This is a genomic window from Pantoea sp. LMR881, from assembly GCF_027157825.1.
In the GTDB taxonomy this organism is placed as follows: Bacteria; Pseudomonadota; Gammaproteobacteria; order Enterobacterales; family Enterobacteriaceae; genus Pantoea; species Pantoea haifensis.
Genome location: NZ_JAPVOK010000002.1, coordinates 3,160,243 through 3,183,187, shown reverse-complemented (window position 1 = coordinate 3,183,187; position 22,945 = coordinate 3,160,243). Strand labels below are relative to the sequence as shown.

At 51.5% G+C, this 22,945-nt stretch carries 15 protein-coding genes, 1 rRNA gene and 5 pseudogenes; 12 read left to right on the top strand and 9 right to left on the bottom strand.

Annotation, left to right across the window (positions count from 1 at the left end):
* Positions 1–5 precede the first annotated feature (5 nt).
* From dmsD to O3W44_RS16800, 6 genes and pseudogenes are all read right to left on the bottom strand, one after another.
* Positions 6–581 (bottom strand): Tat proofreading chaperone DmsD, encoded by a 576-nt coding sequence (gene dmsD, locus O3W44_RS16820; RefSeq protein ID WP_269293938.1) that lies wholly within the window; start codon positions 579–581, stop codon positions 6–8.
* 17 nt (positions 582–598) lie between these two features.
* Positions 599–1,060: a 4Fe-4S dicluster domain-containing protein gene (locus tag O3W44_RS25010; protein WP_442954646.1), complete on the bottom strand. Its 462-nt coding sequence runs from the start codon at positions 1,058–1,060 to the stop codon at positions 599–601.
* A complete protein-coding gene (locus tag O3W44_RS16815; protein WP_442954645.1) occupies positions 979–1,473 on the bottom strand; it encodes a 4Fe-4S binding protein in 495 nt (164 codons plus the stop codon). Before O3W44_RS16815 ends, O3W44_RS25010 begins: the two co-directional genes overlap by 82 nt.
* Positions 1,473–2,339 (bottom strand): dimethyl sulfoxide reductase anchor subunit family protein, encoded by an 867-nt coding sequence (locus O3W44_RS16810; RefSeq protein WP_269293936.1) that lies wholly within the window; start codon positions 2,337–2,339, stop codon positions 1,473–1,475. Before O3W44_RS16810 ends, O3W44_RS16815 begins: the two co-directional genes overlap by 1 nt.
* A gap of 2 nt (positions 2,340–2,341) precedes the next feature.
* Positions 2,342–2,960, bottom strand: a pseudogene (locus tag O3W44_RS16805) (DMSO/selenate family reductase complex B subunit).
* Positions 2,957–5,356 carry a DMSO/selenate family reductase complex A subunit gene (locus O3W44_RS16800; protein ID WP_269293935.1) on the bottom strand — a complete coding sequence of 800 codons (2,400 nt, stop codon included), beginning with the start codon at positions 5,354–5,356 and terminating at the stop codon, positions 2,957–2,959. The pseudogene O3W44_RS16805 and the gene O3W44_RS16800 overlap by 4 nt, the downstream one beginning before the upstream one ends.
* Positions 5,357–5,917: 561 nt before the next feature.
* Between O3W44_RS16800 and proV the strand changes: the two genes are divergently transcribed.
* From proV to emrB, 7 genes and pseudogenes are all read left to right on the top strand, one after another.
* Positions 5,918–7,114: a glycine betaine/L-proline ABC transporter ATP-binding protein ProV gene (gene proV, locus O3W44_RS16795; RefSeq protein WP_269293934.1), complete on the top strand. Its 1,197-nt coding sequence runs from the start codon at positions 5,918–5,920 to the stop codon at positions 7,112–7,114.
* Positions 7,111–8,276: pseudogene (proW, locus tag O3W44_RS16790) on the top strand (glycine betaine/L-proline ABC transporter permease ProW). Before proV ends, proW begins: the two are co-directional and overlap by 4 nt.
* Positions 8,277–8,337: 61 nt before the next feature.
* Positions 8,338–9,335 (top strand): annotated as a pseudogene (proX, locus tag O3W44_RS16785) (glycine betaine/L-proline ABC transporter substrate-binding protein ProX).
* Positions 9,336–9,483: 148 nt separating this feature from the next.
* A pseudogene (locus O3W44_RS16780) lies at positions 9,484–9,755 on the top strand (MFS transporter); the annotation flags it as partial.
* A gap of 367 nt (positions 9,756–10,122) precedes the next feature.
* Positions 10,123–10,653, top strand: a complete 531-nt coding sequence (mprA, locus tag O3W44_RS16775) for a transcriptional repressor MprA (RefSeq protein WP_269293933.1) — start codon at positions 10,123–10,125, stop codon at positions 10,651–10,653.
* A gap of 149 nt (positions 10,654–10,802) precedes the next feature.
* Complete coding sequence (gene emrA, locus O3W44_RS16770) at positions 10,803–11,975, top strand: multidrug efflux MFS transporter periplasmic adaptor subunit EmrA (protein ID WP_269293932.1); 1,173 nt, start codon at positions 10,803–10,805, stop codon at positions 11,973–11,975.
* A 16-nt stretch (positions 11,976–11,991) separates the two neighbouring features.
* Positions 11,992–13,527 (top strand): multidrug efflux MFS transporter permease subunit EmrB, encoded by a 1,536-nt coding sequence (gene emrB / locus O3W44_RS16765; protein WP_269293931.1) that lies wholly within the window; start codon positions 11,992–11,994, stop codon positions 13,525–13,527.
* Positions 13,528–13,562: 35 nt separating this feature from the next.
* Here emrB and O3W44_RS16760 read toward each other — a convergent pair whose 3' ends face one another.
* Positions 13,563–14,669, bottom strand: coding sequence for a tRNA/rRNA methyltransferase (locus O3W44_RS16760; protein ID WP_269293930.1), 1,107 nt, complete (start codon positions 14,667–14,669; stop codon positions 13,563–13,565).
* Between the two features lie 159 nt (positions 14,670–14,828).
* Between O3W44_RS16760 and trxC the strand changes: the two genes are divergently transcribed.
* The 5 genes from trxC (at position 14,829) to pssA (ending at position 21,073) form a co-directional block, all read left to right on the top strand.
* Positions 14,829–15,248 carry a thioredoxin TrxC gene (trxC, locus tag O3W44_RS16755; RefSeq protein ID WP_269293929.1) on the top strand — a complete coding sequence of 140 codons (420 nt, stop codon included), beginning with the start codon at positions 14,829–14,831 and terminating at the stop codon, positions 15,246–15,248.
* Between the two features lie 76 nt (positions 15,249–15,324).
* A complete protein-coding gene (locus O3W44_RS16750; protein WP_269293928.1) occupies positions 15,325–16,023 on the top strand; it encodes a tRNA-uridine aminocarboxypropyltransferase in 699 nt (232 codons plus the stop codon).
* An 83-nt stretch (positions 16,024–16,106) separates the two neighbouring features.
* Complete coding sequence (locus tag O3W44_RS16745; RefSeq protein WP_269293927.1) at positions 16,107–16,901, top strand: YaeF family permuted papain-like enzyme; 795 nt, start codon at positions 16,107–16,109, stop codon at positions 16,899–16,901.
* A gap of 43 nt (positions 16,902–16,944) precedes the next feature.
* Positions 16,945–19,602 (top strand): bifunctional acetate--CoA ligase family protein/GNAT family N-acetyltransferase, encoded by a 2,658-nt coding sequence (locus tag O3W44_RS16740; RefSeq protein ID WP_269293926.1) that lies wholly within the window; start codon positions 16,945–16,947, stop codon positions 19,600–19,602.
* 118 nt (positions 19,603–19,720) lie between these two features.
* Positions 19,721–21,073 carry a CDP-diacylglycerol--serine O-phosphatidyltransferase gene (gene pssA, locus O3W44_RS16735; RefSeq protein ID WP_269294469.1) on the top strand — a complete coding sequence of 451 codons (1,353 nt, stop codon included), beginning with the start codon at positions 19,721–19,723 and terminating at the stop codon, positions 21,071–21,073.
* A 117-nt stretch (positions 21,074–21,190) separates the two neighbouring features.
* Here pssA and O3W44_RS16730 read toward each other — a convergent pair.
* A pseudogene (locus tag O3W44_RS16730) lies at positions 21,191–22,496 on the bottom strand (MFS family transporter).
* 309 nt (positions 22,497–22,805) lie between these two features.
* Positions 22,806–22,921 (bottom strand): 5S ribosomal RNA (gene rrf, locus O3W44_RS16725).
* Between the last annotated feature and the right edge of the window lie 24 nt (positions 22,922–22,945).

The window sequence follows — 22,945 nt, the reverse complement described above, 5'->3', positions numbered from 1 at the left end:
CGTTTTTATTGCTGACAGTAGGCACTGACCGTTAACAGCGTTAGCTCACTCAGTGCGGTGTAAAAGCTCACCGGCTCTGCTCGTTTCAATGTCTCAACAAAAGCCGGTAACCAGCTCATCAGATGCTCACTTAACAGCGTCTGTAACGCCTCAAATCGCTCTTCCTGTGCCAGCCATGCGGCCTGTAATAACATTAAACCGATATGATCGACTGGCTCATTTTCTGCACCATGCAGTGTCATTTCCTCACGCGCTAAAAATGTTTTCAGGCGCAGCGTTGAATCACCATTTAATACCTGTTCAGGATCGAGCCAGACCGATCCCCACGGCGGTGCAGGCAATGCTGCGGGACCCATAAACAGGCGCTGCCATTCGACATAAAGCGTGGCGGGCACCGCTGCTGACAGCACGCTCGTCAGCGGCTGCAGCGACTCTTTTTCTTCCACGGGCCAGATTGCCGGCCAGTCTGCTGCCGCAAAAAAATCGAGCACTGGCTTAAACTCAGCTTTATCTGGCTGAACAAGGTAGCCACTGGCTAACAGATTTAATATCTGCGGCCAAAACGGGATATTATCTTGCATAATTGTCGACCATTTAATTACGCCTCTCGCATGCCAAAAGCATGGCGCTGACAGACCGGACAGTGCATCTGTTGCGATGACCAGGCATTAAAAGTTTGCTGGCAGGCAGTACATTGCTTACGCAGCAGGCTGAATCGCTGTGGTGCTAAAGGCTGCTGCCACCGCTCGCTACGGATGGCCCCGGCAAAGCACGCTGCCGTGCAGTTACCGCAATGCGTGCAACGCTGATGATCGAGCGTCAACCGATCAGGATGCAGGCGTATTGCCTGTTCCGGACAAACCCGCGCGCAGGCACCGCATAAAAAGCACCGTTCGGCGTCAAACTGTAACCTGAACCAGCTTATGGTGGGATAACTCGCTCGTCGCCTGCGTGGACTGCCGCTTACAGCCGTCTGATTTATGGATGGGCTGCGCAGGCCCAGCCAGCGGCGTTTGCTGTTGCCTGCACCTGAATGGGTGGGGGATCGATCCGCCAGCAAGGTTGGTTAAGTTTTTTTAAGATCAGGTTGAGTTCGGCAATCACACGCAGCCAGCTGGCGTTATCTGTATCGGCGAGTTCAATGGCGCGAATGTGATATTCCGCGTGCCAGATAAGTAACTCTTCTACGCTGGCAGGCAGCGAACTCAACGGTGAAACCAGTTTATCCTGCTGCCAGCGGCGGCTGACAGCCGGGATATTCTCCAGGGCTTCACCAGGACAAACAAACAGACACTGACCGCACCCTACGCATTCCGCTTCATCAATCACTACGCCTTGCGCCGTATAACGTATTGCCGCTGTTGGGCAAGCATTCATACAGGCACGGCAAGGATTGTTCCGCGTTTGATTATGAACACACCCCTTCCCTGCGCCAGGTGACGCAGGAATGCATGCGAGAAGCGCGCGCGCCATCAGTGGATACTGTAAAACACAAAGCGTGCCATGATCTCTGCCAGCACCAACAGCGAAGCTCCGCTCAGCAACCAGCCATTTGTCAGCGTGCCGTGCCTGCCCACCGGCTGGCGCAGCAACATCATCAACAGCCCCGCTCCTGCAATCATGACGCTCCAGCTTACCAGGCGCATCCCTGCCAGTGCATCGAAAGCGGCTAACGGTTGAAGCGGAAAAGTTATGACGTCACTGACACGCTGGGCTGCCAGAAAATCAAGATAGCGCGGCTGCATCAACAGACGTGCAATCACGGCAAAAATCACTGCGCCGACTGCCACATAAACCAGGCGATGTGCCGCTTGTGACTGTGCTGGATTTCTTAGACGCGGAATAATTAAAAACAGCGCCGCCAGCGCCCCGAGAATGCAGACGGAGCCATAAAACAGCACAAAGTTATTAGCATGTCTCCACGTCACTACCGAGGTGCTGAGATAAATTTTCCCCATACAAAACACCAGCACGACGCCAGACATTCCCACCACCATCAAAGCCAGTGGCTGAATGCGCTTGATCAGCAGCGCCTGTAGCGTAGCGAGACCTAAAACCGCCAGAAACAGGCTGGCAAATACGATCTCGCGGGTCAGCCATGAACGGGCAATATTACGCAGCGCGTTCATAGCATTGAGCGGATACCCCAGATGAGCAAACGACGCAATTAACCCAATGCCGCCTAAAACGCAGGCGCACAGCAACGCCGGGCAGAGCACGAAAAAGCGTTGTTCCGCGGTCTCCTTGCGCAGCCAAAACGCAACCAGCGCAGCGCATAATGTCAGCCCTACAGACGCCTGTGTCAGCAGGGTAAAAATTAACAGTGGCCATTCATGCATGATTACAGGTTTCCTTTCTCTGCGCCTTTATGTGGCTTTATCACCAGGTTTGGCTGGGTAATAGATGAATCTGGCAATCCCTGAACATCGCAAAGCGAACCATATTTTTTACGCAGTTCATCAATGGGACCAAATTTAATCGCACCCAGTGGACAGGTTGCGACACAAACCGGATCTTCACCGCGATGCTGCAAATCAACACAGAAATCGCACTTTGACATCTGCCCGGCTTCAGGATTGAACTGCGGCGCACCGTAAGGACAAGACCAGGCGCAATAACCACAGCCGATGCATTTGTTGGTATCGACGCGCACGATGCCATCGCCAGGGCGCTTATGCATGGCAGTGGTCGGACAGTTACGGGTGCAAATAGGATCGGTGCAGTGGTTACATGAAATCGATAAGGTGTAGGCGAAAACATTATTCTGCCAGCCCCCTGTCCGGTGGGCGCAAAAGCGCCGCCGTTAACTTCATACACCCGGCGGAAACGACGTCCCGGCTCAAGATTGTTTTTATCTTTGCAGGCCACCTGACAGGCTTTACAACCTGAACAGCGTGAAGAGTCGATAAAGAAGCCAAGCTGTTTGTCACTGACGGGGGAAACGCTTTGAATTGGCTCATGCTTTTGCTACCTCAACCAGCATTGTTTGATGTGAATTTCCTTTAGCCAGAGCCGTAATGCGTGCCGAGCTCAGGACATTGGCGCAGCCGCCTTGATCGATCCCCTTCTCATCGGGCTGCCACCACGCCCCTGCTTGCATCGCGACAACGCCAGGAATAATGCGTGGCGTAATCTCTGCAATCACTTCAGAAATACCGCGATCGTTATGGATACGCACTTTATCTCCGCGCTGAATGTTGCGTTCTCTGGCATCCAGCGGATTGATCCATAATTTCTGTATCTGCACTTCCTGTAGCCAGGGATTCGCGTACTGAGTTGAGTTGGCGCGGTTTTTTCCCTTCCAGGTAATGAGTTGCAAAGGATATTTCTGACTGAGCGGATCTTCCGGCCCTTCATGGGCAGGCACATAATGTGAAAGCGCCGGGATCTCAGGATGGTGCATGTCGTAAAGCCGTTTGGAAAAGATTTCAATTTTTCCTGACGGTGTCGGGAAGGGATGATTCTGTGGATCGCGAATATTCTGTTCAAAAGCCACATAAGGCTCGCTTTTAAACAGATGGCGTCGTTTTACCAGTAACTGCCCGAACGTCGGCATGTTTTCTTCTGGCATCGCTAAGCGGGTGGTTTCAACTATATGTTCAATCCACTCTTTTTCACTACGGCCTTCGCTGAATGCCTGCTCAACGCCCAGCTTAGCGGCAACTTCTCGTAGCCATTCATAATCAGAACGGCGCTCGAACTGCGGCTCGATGACTTTTTCTGACAGCAGGATGTAATTACCCGTGCCCCAGGTTTGACCAATATTCCAGCGTTCCATAAAGCTGGTTTCAGGCAGCAAAACATCCGCATACTTTGCGCTTGGCGTCAGGTAGAGATCGCTGGCGACGATGAATTCAATTTTGGATTCGTCCTCTACGATTTTCACCGCCTGGCGCAGATCCGGGTTCTGATTCGCCAGATAATTCCCCGCCAGTGAAAAGAGAAAGCGAATATTATTATCGAGCTTATCGGCGCCTTTCAGCCCCTGTTCCGGGGTTATCTGGCTGGCATCGTCAGCAGCCTGAACCCAGTTCATAACGGAGATTTTTGCCGTGACGCTATTACTGCCCAAATCCGGTCCAGACATGAATTTACGGTTGCCAATGCCGCCGTAACCCGCCGCCCAGCCACCTTTTATGCCCACATTACCGGTGATCGTCGCGAGCAGCGTTGAACCACGGGCGCTGCGTTCACCACAATTATGTCGTTGTGGACCCCAGCCCTGAATCAGTGCCGCGGGTTTAGTATTGGCATAGTCACGCGCCAGCTGGCGAATAATCTGCGCAGGCACTTTGGTGATCGGCTCTGCCCACTCAGGTGACTTTTCAATGCCGTCTTTTGCACCACGCAAATACGCCACCAGCGATTCATTTGCGGGTACGCCTTCGGGCATGCTGTTTTCATCAAAGCCCAGCGTGTAACGATCGATAAAGGCTTTATCGTGCAGATTTTCCGTGACGATGACATACATCATCGCATCCATCAGCGCATTGTCCGTGGAGGGAAGCAGTGGGATCCACTGGTCGGCCAGGGATGAGGCCGTATCGGAATAGCGCGGATCAACCACAATGAAGCGCGTGCCATTTTGCTTCATCTGTTGGAAATAGTGGTTGCTGTGACCAAAAATAGTTTCCGTTGTGTTGTGACCCCACAGAATAACCAGTGGCGTTTGCGCCAGGGTATCAAGCGAGCTGCCGCTGGCGGCAGTACCGTAAGTATAAGGTGTTGCGGCGGCGGTATTGCCCATACTGACTGAGTGGTAGCTTTCCAGATACCCTCCGGTCAGATTGAGCAGACGTCGCGCCATCAGGTCGCCAGAAAACGCACCGCCGGTTACGGCTGTGGCAACATGCATATAGCGTGAAGAAGGGCCATATTTGGCAGTAATGCGCTTCAGATTATCGGCAATCAGCGTGGTCGCTTCGTCCCAGCTGATGCGTTCAAACTTGCCTTCGCCGCGTTTGCCGACACGCTTCATAGGGTATTTAAGGCGGTCAGGATGATAAACAAATTTGCGATAGCTTCGCCCGCGAACGCAGCCGCGCATGATGGGCATGTCGTTATCCAGTTCTGCATCAGGACGGGTAGAAATACGGGTCACTACCCCATCCTTAACATGCGTCCGGATATCACATTTGCCGCCGCAGTCAAACGTGCTGCAGGTCGCGATAATCCGCGTCGTATCGGCCTCTGTGGCTTCCTTAACCTGAGCAGTTGTTGCAGAGGCGGCAACCCGGTCTGAAACAATTAATGGTATGGCAGCCAGCGCGGCACTGGCTTTAATAAATTGTCGGCGATCGAGTTCCGCCGCTTTGCTAACGCGCTTTTTTGCACTATCTGATGTGATTTTAATCATCCTGGCGCCCTGATTTTTAAAACCGCTAAAGTAGGCTAAAAAAGCATGAAGAAGTTTGATTTGTGGCAAACGAATAACAGACGCTGCAATTATTTCGCCTGAAAGCAATAACCCTCATGAGTTATTGAGAATGAAAATCGATGCGCTGTTTGACGCGTTAGCGTGCAAATAAGAAATCGCTCAGTCTATATTCAACGGTAATTTAATAAATCCTGTTACTTTCCCATGAAAATAACGCCCAGTTTCTTTCCTTAAACCACATAATGACGGAATTATTTCAGTTCGGCCTGGCATTTTTTCTGTAAATTTACGCCACCTTTTTTGGCTATTTTTATCTCAGACCGGAAAAACAACGTCCAAATAGCTGGTCATTGAGCAATAAAATGATCCGCGCTCATCCCTTGTGAGCACTGGATATTTCGGCCATCAGACTCTGTAATGCGCTGTGAGATATTAGTTTCAAGGGTTGTCAGATAATCTGAGTATGCTACGGTATGGCCTGCTTAAATTTCATCAGGACAGAAAATTAATTAAATATTTTAACCAGGATTTTATTACTGCATGGCAATTAAACTCGAAGTAAAGAATCTTTATAAGATATTTGGCGACAACCCAGACCGCGCATTTAAATATATAGAAAAAGGGGATGGCAAAGATGTGATTCTTGAGAAGACAGGTTTGTCTCTCGGGGTCAAAAATGCCAGTCTGGCCATTGAAGAAGGCGAGATTTTCGTCATCATGGGATTATCCGGCTCAGGAAAATCAACTATGGTTCGCCTTCTCAATCGTCTGATAGAGCCGACGCGCGGCCAGGTTATTATTGATGGCGTCGATATTGCTAAAATATCTGACAGTGAATTGCGAGAGGTTCGCCGAAATAAGATAAGCATGGTCTTCCAGTCATTTGCACTCATGCCGCATATGAACGTGCTAAATAATACCGCCTTCGGTATGGAATTAGCAGGCGTCGATCTGGCCGAGCGTCAGGAAAAAGCGATGGAGGCACTGCGTCAGGTGGGGTTAGAAAATTATGCGCATGCTTATCCAGACGAACTTTCTGGTGGAATGCGTCAACGCGTTGGATTAGCCCGTGCATTAGCCATTAACCCTGATATTTTATTAATGGATGAAGCTTTTTCAGCACTTGATCCGCTTATTCGCACTGAAATGCAGGATGAGTTGGTAAAATTACAGTCGAAGCATCAGCGAACCATTGTGTTTATTTCCCACGATCTTGATGAAGCTATGCGTATTGGCGATCGTATCGCGATTATGCAAGGCGGCGAAGTCGTGCAAGTCGGTACGCCAGATGAAATTCTGAATAATCCTGCCAATGATTATGTGCGCACCTTCTTCCGTGGCGTAGATATTAGCCATGTATTCAGCGCCAAAGATATTGCCCGTCGTAGTGCTGGTGCGCTGATTCGTAAAGCGGCCGGTTTCGGTCCTCGCTCCGCCATCAAACTGCTCCAGGATGAAGACCGCGAATATGGCTATGTCCTGGAAAAACAGCGGTTTGTTGGTGTTGTGTCCGCTGACTCGCTAAAAGCTGCACTGGCGGCAGGTGAAGGACTCGACAGCGCACTGCTCGATATGCCCGCCGCGGTTCCTGCGGATACCTCATTGAACGATCTGCTCTCTCATGTTGCTCAGGCGCCTTGTGCTGTGCCTGTGGTCGGAGAAGAGAATCAGTATGTCGGTATCATTTCAAAAAGCATGTTATTACGCGCTTTAGATCGTGAAGGAACCCAGCAATGAGTAAAGACGCTACCAATCCGTGGGACGCGGCAAGCGCGCCTGCACAGAACACCGCACCGGCTACTGACCAAAGCAGTAGCGATCCCTGGTCAGGCACCGGAAGCACTTCTGCTGACAACAGCAGCGCCTCCCCGACGCCAGTGGTGCCGATGCGTGGGGATCGCCCGCCAGCAGCGGTGGTCATGATGCCGCAGCCAGCAGCAATGACTGGCTGAACAGCGCGCCCACGCCCCAGGCTGAACATTTTAATATTTTGGATCCCTTCCATAAAACCCGGATCCCACTCGATCACTGGGTCACTAACGGCATTGACTGGGTCGTCAGTCACTTCCGTCCGGTTTTTCAGGGTATTCGTGTACCGGTAGATTATATCCTTAGCGCCTTCCAGCAACTGTTGCTCGGCATGCCTGCGCCAGTGGCCATTGTGCTGTTCGCGTTGATTGCCTGGCAGATTGCCAGTCCGGCAATGGGTATCGCTACGCTGATCTCCCTGATCCTGATTGGCGCGATTGGTGCCTGGTCTCAGGCTATGATTACGCTGGCGCTGGTATTAACCGCCCTGCTGTTCTGCATCATTATCGGGCTACCGTTAGGCATCTGGTTAGCCCGTAGTGAACGTGCTGCGCGTGTTGTGCGTCCGCTGCTGGATGCGATGCAGACCACGCCTGCCTTTGTTTATCTGGTGCCGATTGTGATGTTATTTGGTATTGGCAACGTGCCAGGCGTTGTGGTTACCATTATTTTTGCCCTGCCGCCAATTGTGCGTCTGACTATTCTTGGCATAAAACAGGTTCCGGCCGATCTGATTGAAGCCAGCGAATCCTTCGGTGCCAGTCCGCGTCAAATGCTGTTCAAAGTTCAGCTCCCGCTGGCGATGCCAACCATTATGGCGGGGGTGAATCAGACCCTGATGCTGGCGCTGTCAATGGTAGTGATTGCCTCAATGATTGCTGTCGGTGGCCTCGGTCAGATGGTTCTGCGTGGTATCGGTCGTCTGGATATGGGCCTTGCCACCGTAGGCGGCGTCGGCATCGTTATCCTTGCGATTATTCTTGATCGCCTGACGCAATCGGTAGGACGCGATAGCCGCAGCCGGGGTAATCGCCACTGGTATCACACCGGGCCGCTTGGTTTTGTTTTATCCCCTTTCCGAAAGAAATAATTTTTCAGGCGGTGCTTTGGTGCCGCCTGCCTCGAAGCGACACCTAAAATAAGGAATGACTATGCGCAAGACAGCTCCTCTGCTCGCCGCCGTGTTAACGACTTTTGCCGTTTCACACGTCTCCGCTGCCGATCTGCCAGGCAAAGGCATTACGGTGAAACCGATTCAAAGCACCATTTCTGAAGAGACTTTTCAGACGCTGCTGGTTAGCCGTGCGCTGGAGAAACTGGGTTACACCGTCGAGAAACCGAGTGAAGTGGATTACAACGTTGGCTACACCTCCATCGCCTCTGGCGATGCAACTTTTACCGCCGTGAACTGGCAGCCGCTGCATGATGATATGTATAAAGCGGCAGGCGGTGACGAGAAGTTGTATCGCGAGGGGACTTACGTGACGGGCGCGGCACAGGGTTATCTGATTGATAAAAAACCGCCGAAAAGTACCACATCACTAACATCGCGCAGTTGAAAGATCCCACTATCGCCAAACTGTTTGACGCCAATGGTGATGGCAAAGCGGATATGACCGGCTGTACGCCAGGCTGGGGCTGCGAAGCCGTCATCAACCACCAGAATAAAGCGTTTGATTTGAGTCACACCGTGACGGCGAATATGGGTAACTATTCAGCCATGGTTGCGGATACGCTGGCGCGTTATAAGCAAGGCAAACCGATTCTTTATTATACCTGGACGCCATACTGGCTGAGCGATGTACTGAAGCCTGGCCGCGATGTGGTCTGGTTGCAGGTGCCGTTCTCGTCTTTACCCGGCGAACAGAAAGATATGGATACTAAGCTGCCTAATGGCGCGAATTACGGTTTCCCGGTTAATAGCATGCACATCGTGGCCAACAAAGCCTGGGCTGAAAAGAACCCGGCGGCCGCAAAACTGTTTGCTGAGATGACGCTGCCAATTGGTGATATTAATGCGGAAAACGCGGCAATGCATGCCGGTCAGAATTCAGAAGACGATGTGAATCGTCATGTCGACGGCTGGATCAAAGGACATCAGGCGGCGTTTGATAAGTGGGTGGCCGACGCCAAAGCGGCTGCAAAATAACCCGGTAATAACAAAGGATAAGGGCAGACTTTTCTGCCCTTTTTTGTTTTTTTATTTTTACTGGTATGGCCTGTTAATTTACCCAACCTTGAAATAGTTTTTTAGGTTACTATTAACCTATTATGATTATTACCTGCCGTTTTTCTCTATGAATGCTTCTTGTCAGACATTGACACCTGCGCTTGTTTTGCTGATGTCGGTTGCCACCGGTTTGTCTGTTGTCAGCAATGCCTGTTTACAGCCTCTGCTTCATACTTTTGCCCGGCAAGTTAATCTTTCTGTAGTTCAGCGGGTTTTATCGTGATGACCGCGCAATCCGGCTATGCCTGTGACCTGCGGCGGCTGATGCCCTCTGGCGATGTGTCGGAAAGACGCGGTCCGATTGCTGGCAGCCGTTTACTGGCCGCAGGCAGCATGATGACATTAACTAACCTGCTGATTATGTGGCGTGGATACCGCCCTGCAAGTGTTAAGAAAGCGTAAAGACCAAACCAAAATGTTGATTGAGTCTGGTCACTTTTGGTTGGGTTTGTTATCGTTTACCGCAGATTTGTTCACTATAGTTATTTTTTCTTGAGAAATTATTTAATTTCGCACCGTTTTGATATCGCGTCCTGCAAGCCGTTTGCGGCAGCGAGCGAGGGTTTTGCGCCCAGGGTTACGGATTGACCTGGAATCGCCTGATGTTGACAGTGTGATCGTACAAACAATCACTTGGTTGAAATGTGACTACGCTCAATCTGTCACTTTGGTTATTATACTAGTTGCAATTAGTGAGGTTTTTTAAATGGAAAGTTCGTTTACTCCCATTGAACAGATGCTTAACATCCGTGCCAACCGCCATAAAGATTTTCCATTGCAGGAAATTATCCTGACCCGACTCTGCATGCATATGCAGGGTAAGCTGCTGGACAACCGCAACAAGATGCTCAAGGCTCAGGGAATTAACGAAACTTTGTTTATGGCGCTGATTACGCTGGATGCGCAAGAGAATCAAAGTATTCAGCCCTCTGAGCTGAGTTCGGCGCTGGGCTCATCACGCACTAATGCTACCCGCATCGCGGATGAACTGGAAAAACGTGGCTGGATTGAACGTCGTGAAAGTGAACACGATCGCCGTTGTCTGCATCTGCATCTGACGGAGAAAGGCAATGATTTCCTGCGCCAGGTCCTGCCGCCTCAGCATCAGAGCCTGCAATATCTGTGGTCTTCGCTGTCAGGTGACGAGAAATCACAGCTGGAAGGAATTACCCGTAAGTTGCTTAACCGCTTAGATAAAATGGACGAAGATCAGCTTATCGCCTCCCTGTCGCGCTAATAGCAAGAAGTGCGACACAATCACCCTTCGAAACCGTTATTTTAATCCCCTTTTTACCTGGCCAGCGCACTGTCGCTGGCTTTTTTCGACTCGGGCACAGGCGAAAAGGACCTTCGCATCCCGACTAATTGGAAAACGTGGAGAACGACATGAGTGCAACGGCAGAAGCACAAAGCCCGCAACAGCCAACCCATAAAAAGAAGAAACGCAAAGGTATATTGATTGGGCTGACGGTACTCTTTTTGCTGATCGGCATTGCCTGGCTGGTTTATTGGTTTCTGGTGCTGCGTCATTACCAGGAAACTGATGACGCCTATGTTGCCGGTAATCAGGTGCAGGTTATGGCCCAGGTTTCAGGCAGTGTGAATAAAGTGTGGTTCGACGATACTGACTTCGTCAAAAAAGGGGATGTGCTGGTTTCGCTGGATAAAACCGATGCTGAACAGGCGTTTGAAAAAGCCCAGACGGCGCTGGCTACCAGCGTGCGACAAACGCATCAGTTAATGATCAATGGCAAGCAATATCAGGCCAGTATTACGCTGCAACAGACCGCACTGGCACAGGCTGAAGCAGACCTGAAACGCCGCGAGCCGCTGGGTGCGTCGAACCTGATTGGACGTGAAGAGCTGCAACACTCACGTGATGCTGTCGCCACCGCGAAAGCGCAGCTTGATGTCGCAGAACAGCAATATAACGCGAATCAGGCGATGATCCTCAACACATCACTGGAAAATCAGCCCGCAGTAAAACAGAGCGCCGCAGAACTGCGTGATGCCTGGCTGGCCTTACAGCGTACCGATATTCGCAGCCCTATGGACGGCTATGTTTCACGTCGCAGCGTCCAGGTGGGTTCACAAATTGATACCAGCACACCTTTAATGGCGGTGGTGCCGGCCACCAATCTTTGGGTTGATGCCAATTTCAAAGAGACCCAGTTGGCTGGCGTGCGTATTGGCCAACCGGCAACGGTCGTGGCGGATATTTACGGTGATGATGTCATTTATCACGGCAAAGTGGTTGGGCTGGATATGGGAACGGGCAGTGCCTTTTCTCTGCTCCCGGCTCAAAATGCAACGGGTAACTGGATCAAAGTGGTTCAACGTTTGCCGGTACGTATTGAGCTTAACCAGGAAGATATCGCGAAACATCCGCTGCGTATTGGTCTTTCAACTCTGGTGAAAGTGGATACCAGCGTTACAGGCGGTAGCGCACTGGCCACCAGCGTGCGTCAGCAGGCAGCTTACAGCAGTAATGCGCTGGTGATTGACCTTGCGCCGGTTAATCAGCTTATCACTGATATTGTCCGCGCCAACGCCGGATAATGACGCGGAGGCTGTAATGGCACAAAAACCGCTTGAAGGGATGCCGCTGGTCTTAATGACCATTGCGCTTTCGTTGGCGACGTTCATGCAGGTGCTGGACTCGACCATCGCCAACGTCGCCATTCCCACTATTGCCGGTAACCTTGGCGCATCAAACTCGCAAGGCACATGGGTAATTACGTCGTTTGGGGTGGCCAATGCGATTTCGATTCCTATTACCGGCTGGCTGGCAAAACGCATTGGAGAAGTGAAGTTATTTACCTGGGCCACCATTCTGTTTGCTATCGCCTCCTGGGCGTGTGGCATGTCAGAAAGCCTGGAAATGCTGATTTTCTTCCGCGTCATTCAGGGCATCGTTGCGGGTCCGCTGATCCCGCTGTCGCAGAGTCTGTTGCTGAGTAACTATCCGCCCGCTAAACGCAGCATTGCGCTGTCGCTGTGGGCGATGACGGTGATCGTGGCACCTATTTGTGGCCCCATTCTTGGTGGCTGGATCAGCGACAATTATCACTGGGGCTGGATTTTCTTTATTAACGTACCGATTGGCGCTGTAGTCGTGATGCTGACGCTACAGACCTTGCGCGGACGAGAAACCAAAACCGAAATTCGTCCTATCGATATTGTTGGCCTGGTGCTGCTGGTGGTTGGCATTGGCTGTTTGCAGGTGATGCTGGATCGTGGCAAGGAGCTAGACTGGTTTAGCTCGACAGAGATTATCGTGCTGGCCGTTGTTGCGGTGATTGCGCTGGCGGTACTGCTGGTGTGGGAGCTGACAGACGATCACCCCATCGTTGATCTGTCGTTGTTTAAATCGCGCAATTTCACCATCGGTTGCTTGTCGATCAGTCTGGCTTACATGCTTTACTTTGGCTCGATCGTTCTGCTACCGCAGCTGTTGCAGGAAGTTTACGGCTACACCGCAACCTGGGCGGGGCTGGCTTCTGCGCCCGTCGGGATTTTACCCGTCATCCTCTCGCCAATTATCGGCCGGTTTGCTCATAAACTGGATATGCGCCGTCTGGTGACGTTCAGCTTCATTATGTATGCCGTCTGTTTCTACTGGCGCGCCTATACGTTTGAGCCGGGCATGGATTTTGGCGCATCCGCGTGGCCGCAGTTTATTCAGGGCTTTGCCGTAGCGTGCTTCTTTATGCCGCTGACCACCATTACGTTATCCGGTCTGCCGCCGGAGCGGCTGGCTGCCGCATCCAGCTTGTCGAACTTTGTGCGCACGCTGGCGGGTTCTATTGGTACGTCAATCACCACCACCATGTGGACCAATCGCGAATCGATGCACCACAGCTATTTATCGGAGTCTGTCACACCGTACAACGTGAATTCTCAGCAGATGTATGATCAGCTGGAAAGTCTCGGTATGACGCATCAACAGGCATCGGCGTATATCGCCCAGCAGATCACTAATCAGGGATTGATCATCTCAGCGAATGAGATCTTTTGGGCATCGGCTGGCGTTTTCCTGATATTGCTGGTGCTGATTTGGTTCGCACGTCCGCCTTTTGGCGCGGGCGGTGGCGGCGGTGGTGCGCATTAGCATACAAAGCAAAACGGGCCTTTCGGCCCGTTTTTTTATGCGTTTTGACGCCACCATTCCGCGAGCAACACCCCGGTTGCCACCGAGACGTTGAGGCTTTCAACGTTGCCGGTTCCGCCAATTGACACGCTGAGATCGCCCTGCTGGAAGGTGCTGTCGGACAATCCCTCACGCTCCTGTCCTAATACCAGTACCATTTTGGCTGGCAGTTGCGCTTTCGCCAGCGGCGTCCCCTGGTGACTTGACGTCGTCACGATGGTGTAACCTGCTTTGCGAAACGCTTCTAATCCTTCGTTGAAGGTAGAACCACTGATTGCCTGAACGTGCTCTGCGCCACCCTCAGCGGTACGGACTGCCGCACCCGACTCCAGCAGCGATGCATCGTTAACCAGCAAGCCTTTTACGCCAAAATGCGCACAGCTACGCATAATGCCGCCAAGGTTGTGTGGGTTGCTGACATCTTCCAGCGCCAACACACAATCTTTCGCTCCCGCCTGGCCCAGCCATTCAGACACAGCCATTCCCATGCGCTTTTTGATCAGGAAGCACACGCCGCCATGATGTTCAGTGCCCGATGCTTTGGTAATTTCAGCCTCTTCCACCACATGGTAGGCTTTGCGGTTAGCCGCCAGCCAGCGCAGTGCTTCACGGAAACGTGGCGTGACGCCCTGTACAAACCAGGCACGTACTATCGCTTCAGGGCGACTCTGGAACAGAGCCTGGCAGGCATTTTCACCATAAACACGTGTCTCTTCTAAACGCTGACGGCGAATCTGCTCTGGATCAACAAAGCTTTTACCGCTGATGCCACCGTGATCGGGTTTATCATCGTCAACCGGCGCACGAGAAACGGTGCGCCACGGTGAATCTTCACTGCCGCGCGCTTTGCGGCTGTCATCAAAACGGTCATTACGACGACCTGGGTTACGACCGCCTTCATCGTTACGGCGGCCCGCGTGACGACCGCCCTCTTCGTTGCGTTCAGTGCGGGGACCCGAAGAACGACGAGTATCTTCCTGGCGGGCAGCGGGACGGCCACCTTTGCCTGTACGAGGATTTGGCGCGCGTGCGCTTTTATCGTCCTCGCCACGCACATACATCACTTTGACCTTACCGCTTTTGCCTTTAAATTCGTCGTTCATTTCTTCCTCCTGCTTTGAGAGCGCGAAGATTACCTGATGTATCGGCGCTTAGCTATCAACTATTGTACCTATTGAGAAATCCAAATTGAGCGCGGATGCTACCCCTTTCATAATGGACAATATTTATCAGACTGACACGTTCCAACATCAGAGGTCTCTATGAATACGGTATGTGCTTCCTGCCAGGCAACTAATCGCGTTCCGCAAGAACGCCTTGCCGACGGAGCAAATTGCGGCCGCTGCGGTAATGCGCTTTTTACAGGCGAAGTGGTTAGCGCCACTGCAGCAACGCTGGACAAATATCTTGAAGACGACCTGCCGGTTGTGGTCGATTTCTGGGCACCGTGGTGTGGCCCGTGCGTAAACTTCGCGCCAGTTTTTAAGGATGTCGCGAACGAACGCAGCGGTCAGGTGCGCTTTATTAAAGTGAACACCGAAGCTGAACCGGCACTCAGTGCGCGCTTCCGCATTCGCAGCATTCCTACCATTATGCTGTTCAAAAAAGGTGAAATGGTCGACATGCTGAACGGCGCGATGCCAAAAGCGCCCTTTAATGAGTGGCTCGACGAATCACTCTAATCTTTTAAGGCCAGCCCCGCTGGCCTTTTTCTTTTGTGATGCTTCGATTACACTGTGGTTTTTCCTGCGAATAATCATGTCTGACAACGCCGTTCTGCGTTTACGCACTCAACGTCTTGCGCGCGCGACGCGCCCTTTCCTCGCTCGTGGCAATCGCGTATTGCGCTGCCAGGGCTGTTTACTGCCCGAAAAACGGTGCCTGTGCGCCGCTGTTCAACCGCAGTCGGCCCGCAGCCGTTTCTGCCTGGTGATGTTCGATACCGAACCGATGAAACCCAGCAATACCGGACGACTGATTGCCGATATTCTGCCGGAAACCCTGGCTTTTGGCTGGTCTCGCACTGAGCCGGACCCGTTGTTGTTACAGGCCGTGGCGAATCCAGATGTTCAGCCGCTGGTGGTGTTTCCTGCCACTTATGCTGATGAAGGTCGCGAAGTACTGACAACGCCACCGCTTACCGGCAAACCTCCGCTATTTATTATGCTGGATGGCACCTGGAGCGAAGCGCGCAAAATGTTTCGTAAAAGTCCGTGGCTTGATGCGCTGCCGGTCATGTCGCTTAACGTCTCGGCACCCTCACGTTACACCTTGCGCGAAGCCCACGGCGAAGGTCAGCACTGCACCGCTGAAGTCGCTGCGGCGCTGCTGGAGCAGGCAGGCGATACGTTGGCATCGCAGGCGCTAACCCAGCATTTTGAACAGTTTCGTGCTGCTTACCTGGCCGGTAAGCCTCATCATCCTGGCCGTGAAAACGTGATCGAAAACAGTCTTTAAGCAGAGCAGGGTTTAAGGCTGCTTCTTTACATTTTATAGTCTGTTTTTGCCAGTGACTGGCGATGAATTTTCAAGGATGAAAAATGTATAAGTCCCTGTTAGCAGGATTTATCCTGCTGCTGTGCGCCTGTAGTACGACTTCGCAACCACGCTCAGACAGCAACGCAAAACTGCAATTTCAGTCATCATCCACCCGCCTGGCTCGTCAGGCTGCTGTGACAGTCACCTCCGAATCACTTCAGCCCGGCGATCTGTTACTTTCCTCTTCAACCTCAGTGCAATCCTGGGGAATTCGCCTGTTTACGCTGACAGGCGTGAGTCATGTTGCGATTTATATTGGTAATCAACAGGTGGCTGAAGCCGTTGGCGGAGGCGTGAAAATCATCACGCTACAGCAGGCAATCGATGAGACCAATAATCTGGTAGTCATGCGTTTGCCAGGCCTCACGCCAGTGCAAACTGCACGTCTTCAGCAGTTCTCACGGCAGCAACAAGGAAAACGTTATAACTTTAAAGGGATTGTCATGTTCATGCCGAACATGCTCACCCGGCGCATCTGTGAAATGCCGCTGGCAAGCGAACGGTTACGCGCAAACTGTCTCACGGCGCTGGCAACGGTGCAGTTAGGTCGTAAAGATAGCTCGCAGGACGCACGGTATTTCTGTTCTGAATTTGTTATTGACGGTTTTCGTTACGCTGGAATCGATTTACTGCAAAGCCAGCCACACTGGGTCAGCCCCGCGGATGTACTACATTTGCGTGAAGGTGATATATCTGCCTGGCAAAGCAACTATCGATTACGTTATGTCGGCCACCTTAAAACATGGGATTTGAGACAAATACTCAGCTTGCGAGCTGCCAACCGACACACCCGTTAAAAAGCGTTTACAATCATGCAAATCCTGATCTCTGGAGAGCGAGATGAGCCAACGCGGACTGGAAGCACTGTTACGACCTAAATCCATTGCGGTAATTGGTGCCTCGGTAACGCCCGGGCGTGCTGGGTATTTTATGATGCGCAACCTGCTGGCGGGCGGTTTTAGCGGGCCGGTGCTGCCGGTTACACCGAAGTACAAAGCCGTTAGCGGTGTGCTGGCGTGGCCAACGATTGACAGCCTGCCGTTCGCGCCTGATTTAGCTATCATCTGTACCCATGCCCGACGCAACCTCGAATTACTTCAGCAACTGGGCGAAAAAGGATGTAAAGCCTGCATTATTCTCTCGGCTCCTGCCAGCCAGCAAGCCGAGCTGAAAGCCTGTGCCAGCCGCTGGCAGATTCGCTTGCTTGGCCCTAACAGTCTGGGATTGTTAGCACCGTGGCAAGGACTGAACGCCAGCTTTTCTCCGGTGCCCATTGAAAAAGGGCGTATCGCTTTTATTTCTCAGTCTGCTGCCGTCTCTAATACGATTCTGGATTGGGCGCAGCAGCGCAATCTCGGCTTTTCATGGTTCATCGCACTGGGCGACAGTCTGGATACGGATGTTGATGATTTACTCGACTTTCTCGCCCGGGACGGTAAAACCAGCGCCATTCTGCTCTATCTGGAGCATCTTAGCGATGCGCGCCGCTTTGTTTCTGCCTCACGTAGCGCGTCGCGCAATAAACCTATCCTGGTCATCAAAAGCGGTCGTAGCCATCAGGCTCAGGCCTTACTCGGCACGCACAGCGGACTTGATGCAGCCTGGGATGCCGCCATTCAGCGTGCAGGATTATTACGCGTGCAGGATACGCACGAGCTGTTTTCGGCGGTGGAATCGCTTAGCCATATGCGCCCATTGCGCGGCGAGCGGCTGATGATTGTCAGTAACGGTGCCGCGCCTGCTGCCCTGGCACTCGATGCGCTTTATGCGCGCAACGGCAAGCTGGCCACATTAAGCGAAGAGACGCTTAATCAACTGGAAGAGCGGTTACCAGAAGGCGCAGGCCGTGGTAACCCGCTGGATCTCAAAGATGATGCTACGCCGCAACGCTACGTTGATTGCATCAATATTTTGCTGAGCAGCCATGAGCTTGATGCATTAATGATTATTCATGCGCCTAGCGCAGTCGCACCCGCAACAGAAACAGCCGGACAATTGATTAACGCTATTGTGGCGCATCCTCGTGGTAAACAGGTCACGCTATTAACCAACTGGAGTGGTGAATATTCATCGCAAGCTGCGCGCCGCGCCTTTACCCTGGCGGGTATTCCAACCTGGCGCACGCCTGAAGGCACGGTGACGGCATTTATGCATCAGGTGGAGTATCGTCGTAACCAAAAGCAATTACGTGAAACCCCCGCTCTGCCAGCTAATCTGACGCAGGATAGTGCACAGGCGCATCAGCTGTTATCGCAGGCATTAGATAAAGGCATCACCTCGTTAGATACGCATGAAGTTCAGCCCGTACTGGAAGCCTATGGTCTAACGACACTGCCAACCTGGATTGCCAGCGATAGTCTCTCAGCCGCGCGTATCGCCGAGCAGATTGGTTATCCGGTGGCGCTTAAGTTACGTTCACCCGATATTGCCCATAAATCTGAAGTGCAGGGCGTCATGCTCTATCTGCGCAACGCTGCCGAAGTCCAGAGCGCAGCGGATGCCATTTTTGATCGTGTCAAACAGACGCTGCCGCAGGCTCGCATTGAAGGCCTGCTGGTGCAGAGTATGGCTAACCGCGCCGGTGCACAGGAATTACGGGTAGTAGTAGAACAGGACGCGCTGTTTGGACCGATTATCATGCTGGGCGAAGGCGGCATTGAGTGGCAGGCAGATAAACAGGCTGCTGTCGCCCTGCCGCCGCTAAATATGACGCTGGCACGCTATTTGGTTATTCAGGCCATTAAAAGCGGTAAAATTCGCAGCCGCAGTGCGCTGAACCCGCTTGATATCGCCGGGTTAAGTCAGCTGATGGTACAGGTCTCTAACCTGGTGGTGGATTGCCCTGAGATTCAGCGGCTCGACATTCATCCGCTGTTAGCCGCGGGTAACGATTTTACGCTGCTTGATGTCACACTTCATCTCGCCCCCTTTGACGGTAACAACGAAGCGCGCCTGGCGATTCGTCCCTACCCACAACATCTGGAAGAACAGGTTCAGCTAAAGGATGGGCAATATTGTCTGTTTCGCCCGATTCTGCCTGAAGATGAACCACTGCTACGAGACTTTATCGGGCAAGTCACGAAAGAGGATCTTTACTACCGCTATTTTAGTGAAATCAATGAGTTTACTCATGACGATCTCGCGAATATGACGCAAATTGATTATGACCGCGAAATGGCTATTATTGCGCTGCGTCAGTATCAAGGTCAGCCCAAGATTATTGGCGTGACGCGGGCGATTTCCGATGCGGATAACGTTGATGCCGAGTTCTCCGTACTGGTTCGCTCAGACTTAAAAGGGCTTGGCATGGGCCGACGGCTGCTGGAAAAGATGATCCGCTATACGCGCGATCATGGTCTGCAACAATTGAACGGTATCACTATGCCGCACAACCGCGGCATGATTACGCTGGCTCGTAAGCTTGATTTTCATGTGGATATTCAACTGGATGAGGGGATTGTCAGCCTGAAATTACCGTTACAAGCTGACATCAGCTAACCTTGTAGAGAAAGGTAAAAATAGCGCCCTCCAGTGCGGTTGATGTTATTATTTATCGTTATGACCCTGATTTGATGGCAAAAGGCCATGCAATGAACCAGAGAAGAAGTGCACTGTGATGTTGTCTAAATTTAAACGTAATAAACACCAACAACACCTCGCACAGCTGCCGAAACTGTCACAATCCGTTGCGGATATGTCGACACTTTATTCGCCTGCCGAATTTCGTGTGACGCTGCTGGAAAAGATTGCGGCGGCACAATCGCGTATTTGTATCGTTGCGCTCTATCTTGAAAATGATGATGGCGGTCGAGCCATTATGGATGCGCTTTATGCGGCGAAACAGGCACGCCCGCATTTAGACATTTCTGTTCTGGTTGACTGGCACCGCGCTCAGCGTGGACGCATTGGCGCGGCGCGTGGTGTGACAAATGCCGACTGGTATTGTGAAATGGCAACGCAGCATGCAGTGGCTATTCCCGTTTACGGTATTCCAGTGAATACCCGTGAAGCACTGGGTGTGCTGCATCTTAAAGGCTTTATTATTGATGATACGCTGTTTTATAGCGGTGCCAGCCTGAACGATGTCTACCTCCATCAGCACGAGAAATATCGTTATGATCGCTATCAGGTGATTCGTAACGCCGCGCTGGCTGATACCATGTATGAATGGATCAACATCAATCTAAAACAGGCAGAAGCTGTTAATCGTCTGGATCATGCAGAACGTCCATCCAGTCCGGAAATTAAAAATGAGACGCGCCAGTTCCGTCAGGATTTGCGTGGTTTCAACTATCAGTTTGAAGGCAATGGTCACAACGAAGAGCTGACTGTCACACCGCTGGTAGGGTTGGGTAAACGCAGCTTGCTCAACAAAACCATTTTTCACCTGATGCCGTGTGCCGAGCATAAGCTGATCATCTGTACGCCTTACTTCAACCTGCCTGCCATTCTGGTGCGCAGCATTATCCATCTGCTGCGTCAGGGCAAACAGGTTGAAATCATCGTTGGCGATAAAACCGCGAATGATTTTTACATTCCTGAAGATCAGCCATTTAAAATTATTGGCGCTCTGCCCTACCTGTATGAAATCAATCTGCGTCGCTTTCTGAGTCGTTTGCAGTATTACGTCAACAACGATCAGCTGGTGGTTCGCTTATGGAAAGAGGGTGACAACAGTTACCATTTGAAGGGGATATGGGTCGATGATGAATGGCAGCTTATTACCGGTAATAACCTGAATCCGCGCGCCTGGCGACTCGATCTCGAAAATGCCATCCTGATTCACGATCCATTGCAACAACTCAGCGAGCCGCGAGAAAAAGAGCTGTCGCTGATTCGTCAACATACCACCGTCGTGAAACATTTTCGCGAACTTGAGAGCATTGCTGATTATCCCGCTAAGGTGCGAAAACTCATTCGCCGCTTACGCCGTATTCGCATTGACCGCCTGATTAGCCGTATTCTTTAAAAAGCCCTTACGGGCTTTTTTCTGGCATGACGATAAGAGTGTGTTTAACAGGCGCTGAGGATACCGTGGAAATAGCCAGCGGCCATCACATCACTTTAAGGAATCTGGGCCAGTTATTTAAAGGCGAATACCTTTCCCACGTTTGTGCAGCATAAAAGAAACGAAAAATGCCAGCGCGCCCATTGCCGAAACATACCAGAAGAATGTTGTTTCAATGCCATGCTTTTTCAACAATAGCGCGACGTATTCTGCCGAACCGCCAAAAATAGCGTTCGCGACGGCATAGGACAAACCCACACCTAACGCGCGCACCTGTGCCGGAAACATTTCAGCTTTGAGAATGCCGCTGATGGCCGTGTAAAAACTGGTGATCAGTAATGCCAGCATGATAAGCACAAAGGCGATTGCTGGGCTTTGCACATTTTGCAGTAAAGTAAGAACAGGAACGGTGCAAAGTGCTGCGCCAGCACCAAAGATCATCATTGAACCACGACGCCCAATTTTATCTGATAACGCACCGATGATCGGTTGCATTAGCATGAAGACTAACAGCGCCCCCGTCATTAAACCACTCACCGTTTTGGCATCCATACCCGCCGTATTCACTAAATATTTTTGCATATAAGTCGTGAAAGTATAAAAACAGAGAGAGCCGCCAGCGGTAAAACCTAACACCATCAAAAAGGACGTGTGTGATTGCGCAGTAATCCCAACACACTGCCTGCATCCTGATGCGCGCGACTTTGCTTGTCTGAAGTCTCTTCTAATGAACGACGCAACCACAGCGCAACTATGGCTAATGCGGCACCCAGAAAAAAGGGTATACGCCATCCCCAGTTGCGTAAATCTTCATCGCTCAGAACGAACTGCAACACCACAACGGTGAGCACTGCCATTAACTGACCACCAATCAGCGTGACGTACTGGAATGAAGCGTAGAAACCTTTGCGCCCTTCCAGCGCGACCTCACTCATATAGGTTGCACTGGTGCCATATTCACCGCCAACGGATAATCCCTGAAACATACGTGCCAGCAACAGAATGGTTGGCGCGGCGAGTCCAATACTTTCGTAGCCTGGCAAACAGGCAATAACCAGGGATCCCAGGCACATCATACAGACCGAAATCAGCATGGATTTTTTTCGCCCGTGCCGATCGCCAATATAGCCAAACAGCCAGCCCCTATTGGACGCATCAAAAACCCTGCCGCAAATACGCCAGCCGTTTGTAGCAATTGCGTTGTGGTATCACCTTGAGGGAAGAAAATATGCGCGAAATAGAGCGAAAAAAAGGAGTAAACGTAAAAGTCGAACCATTCGACTAAGTTTCCTGATGACGCACCAACGATGGCCCATATACGTTTTTTTGTTGACGTATCATATGGCGCGCTTTCATCGCTTTGATTCTTGATTGTGTCTGTCATGCTTTGCCTCATTTCCTTGCTGATAAGCAGCGTTAAAGAATTGAGTAAACCACTTGTTTACGCCTGACGGAAAGAGGTTGAAATCTGATATTGAAAAATGTGACTGAGGCGATCTTTTTAGCAAGATTTAAGGTGTTTTTTCAATTAATTAGCCAGTGCGGCTTTAATTAATTGCTTATTTAACTGCCTGGAAAAGAGCATTGATAAAATAAGGACATGCCAGAATTTAAATCAAAAACTTATATTTTTACCACTTTTCTGCAGACGTAAAAAAGCCCCCTGCAGACGCAGGGGCCTTTTCTGTTGGATGCCTGGCAGTTCCCTACTCTCGCATGGGGAGACCCCACACTACCATCGGCGCTACGGCGTTTCACTTCTGAGTTCGGCATGGGGTCAGGTGGGACCACCGCGCTAGTGCCGCCAGGCAAATTCTGTCTCCGCGCCGCCGC

What these genes read in the sequence shown, in the direction of transcription:
- trxC (WP_269293929.1), top strand. Translation starts at nt 14,829, where the DNA reads ATGAATACGGTATGTGCTTCCTGCCAGGCAACTAATCGCGTTCCGCAA.
- emrA (WP_269293932.1), top strand. Translation starts at nt 10,803, where the DNA reads ATGAGTGCAACGGCAGAAGCACAAAGCCCGCAACAGCCAACCCATAAA.
- proV (WP_269293934.1), top strand. Translation starts at nt 5,918, where the DNA reads ATGGCAATTAAACTCGAAGTAAAGAATCTTTATAAGATATTTGGCGAC.
- O3W44_RS16750 (WP_269293928.1), top strand. Translation starts at nt 15,325, where the DNA reads ATGTCTGACAACGCCGTTCTGCGTTTACGCACTCAACGTCTTGCGCGC.
- pssA (WP_269294469.1), top strand. Translation starts at nt 19,721, where the DNA reads ATGTTGTCTAAATTTAAACGTAATAAACACCAACAACACCTCGCACAG.
- O3W44_RS16740 (WP_269293926.1), top strand. Translation starts at nt 16,945, where the DNA reads ATGAGCCAACGCGGACTGGAAGCACTGTTACGACCTAAATCCATTGCG.
- O3W44_RS16815 (WP_442954645.1), bottom strand. Translation starts at nt 1,473, where the DNA reads ATGGCGCGCGCGCTTCTCGCATGCATTCCTGCGTCACCTGGCGCAGGG.
- O3W44_RS16745 (WP_269293927.1), top strand. Translation starts at nt 16,107, where the DNA reads ATGTATAAGTCCCTGTTAGCAGGATTTATCCTGCTGCTGTGCGCCTGT.
- O3W44_RS16810 (WP_269293936.1), bottom strand. Translation starts at nt 2,339, where the DNA reads ATGCATGAATGGCCACTGTTAATTTTTACCCTGCTGACACAGGCGTCT.
- dmsD (WP_269293938.1), bottom strand. Translation starts at nt 581, where the DNA reads ATGCAAGATAATATCCCGTTTTGGCCGCAGATATTAAATCTGTTAGCC.
- emrB (WP_269293931.1), top strand. Translation starts at nt 11,992, where the DNA reads ATGGCACAAAAACCGCTTGAAGGGATGCCGCTGGTCTTAATGACCATT.
- mprA (WP_269293933.1), top strand. Translation starts at nt 10,123, where the DNA reads ATGGAAAGTTCGTTTACTCCCATTGAACAGATGCTTAACATCCGTGCC.
- O3W44_RS16800 (WP_269293935.1), bottom strand. Translation starts at nt 5,356, where the DNA reads ATGATTAAAATCACATCAGATAGTGCAAAAAAGCGCGTTAGCAAAGCG.
- O3W44_RS16760 (WP_269293930.1), bottom strand. Translation starts at nt 14,669, where the DNA reads ATGAACGACGAATTTAAAGGCAAAAGCGGTAAGGTCAAAGTGATGTAT.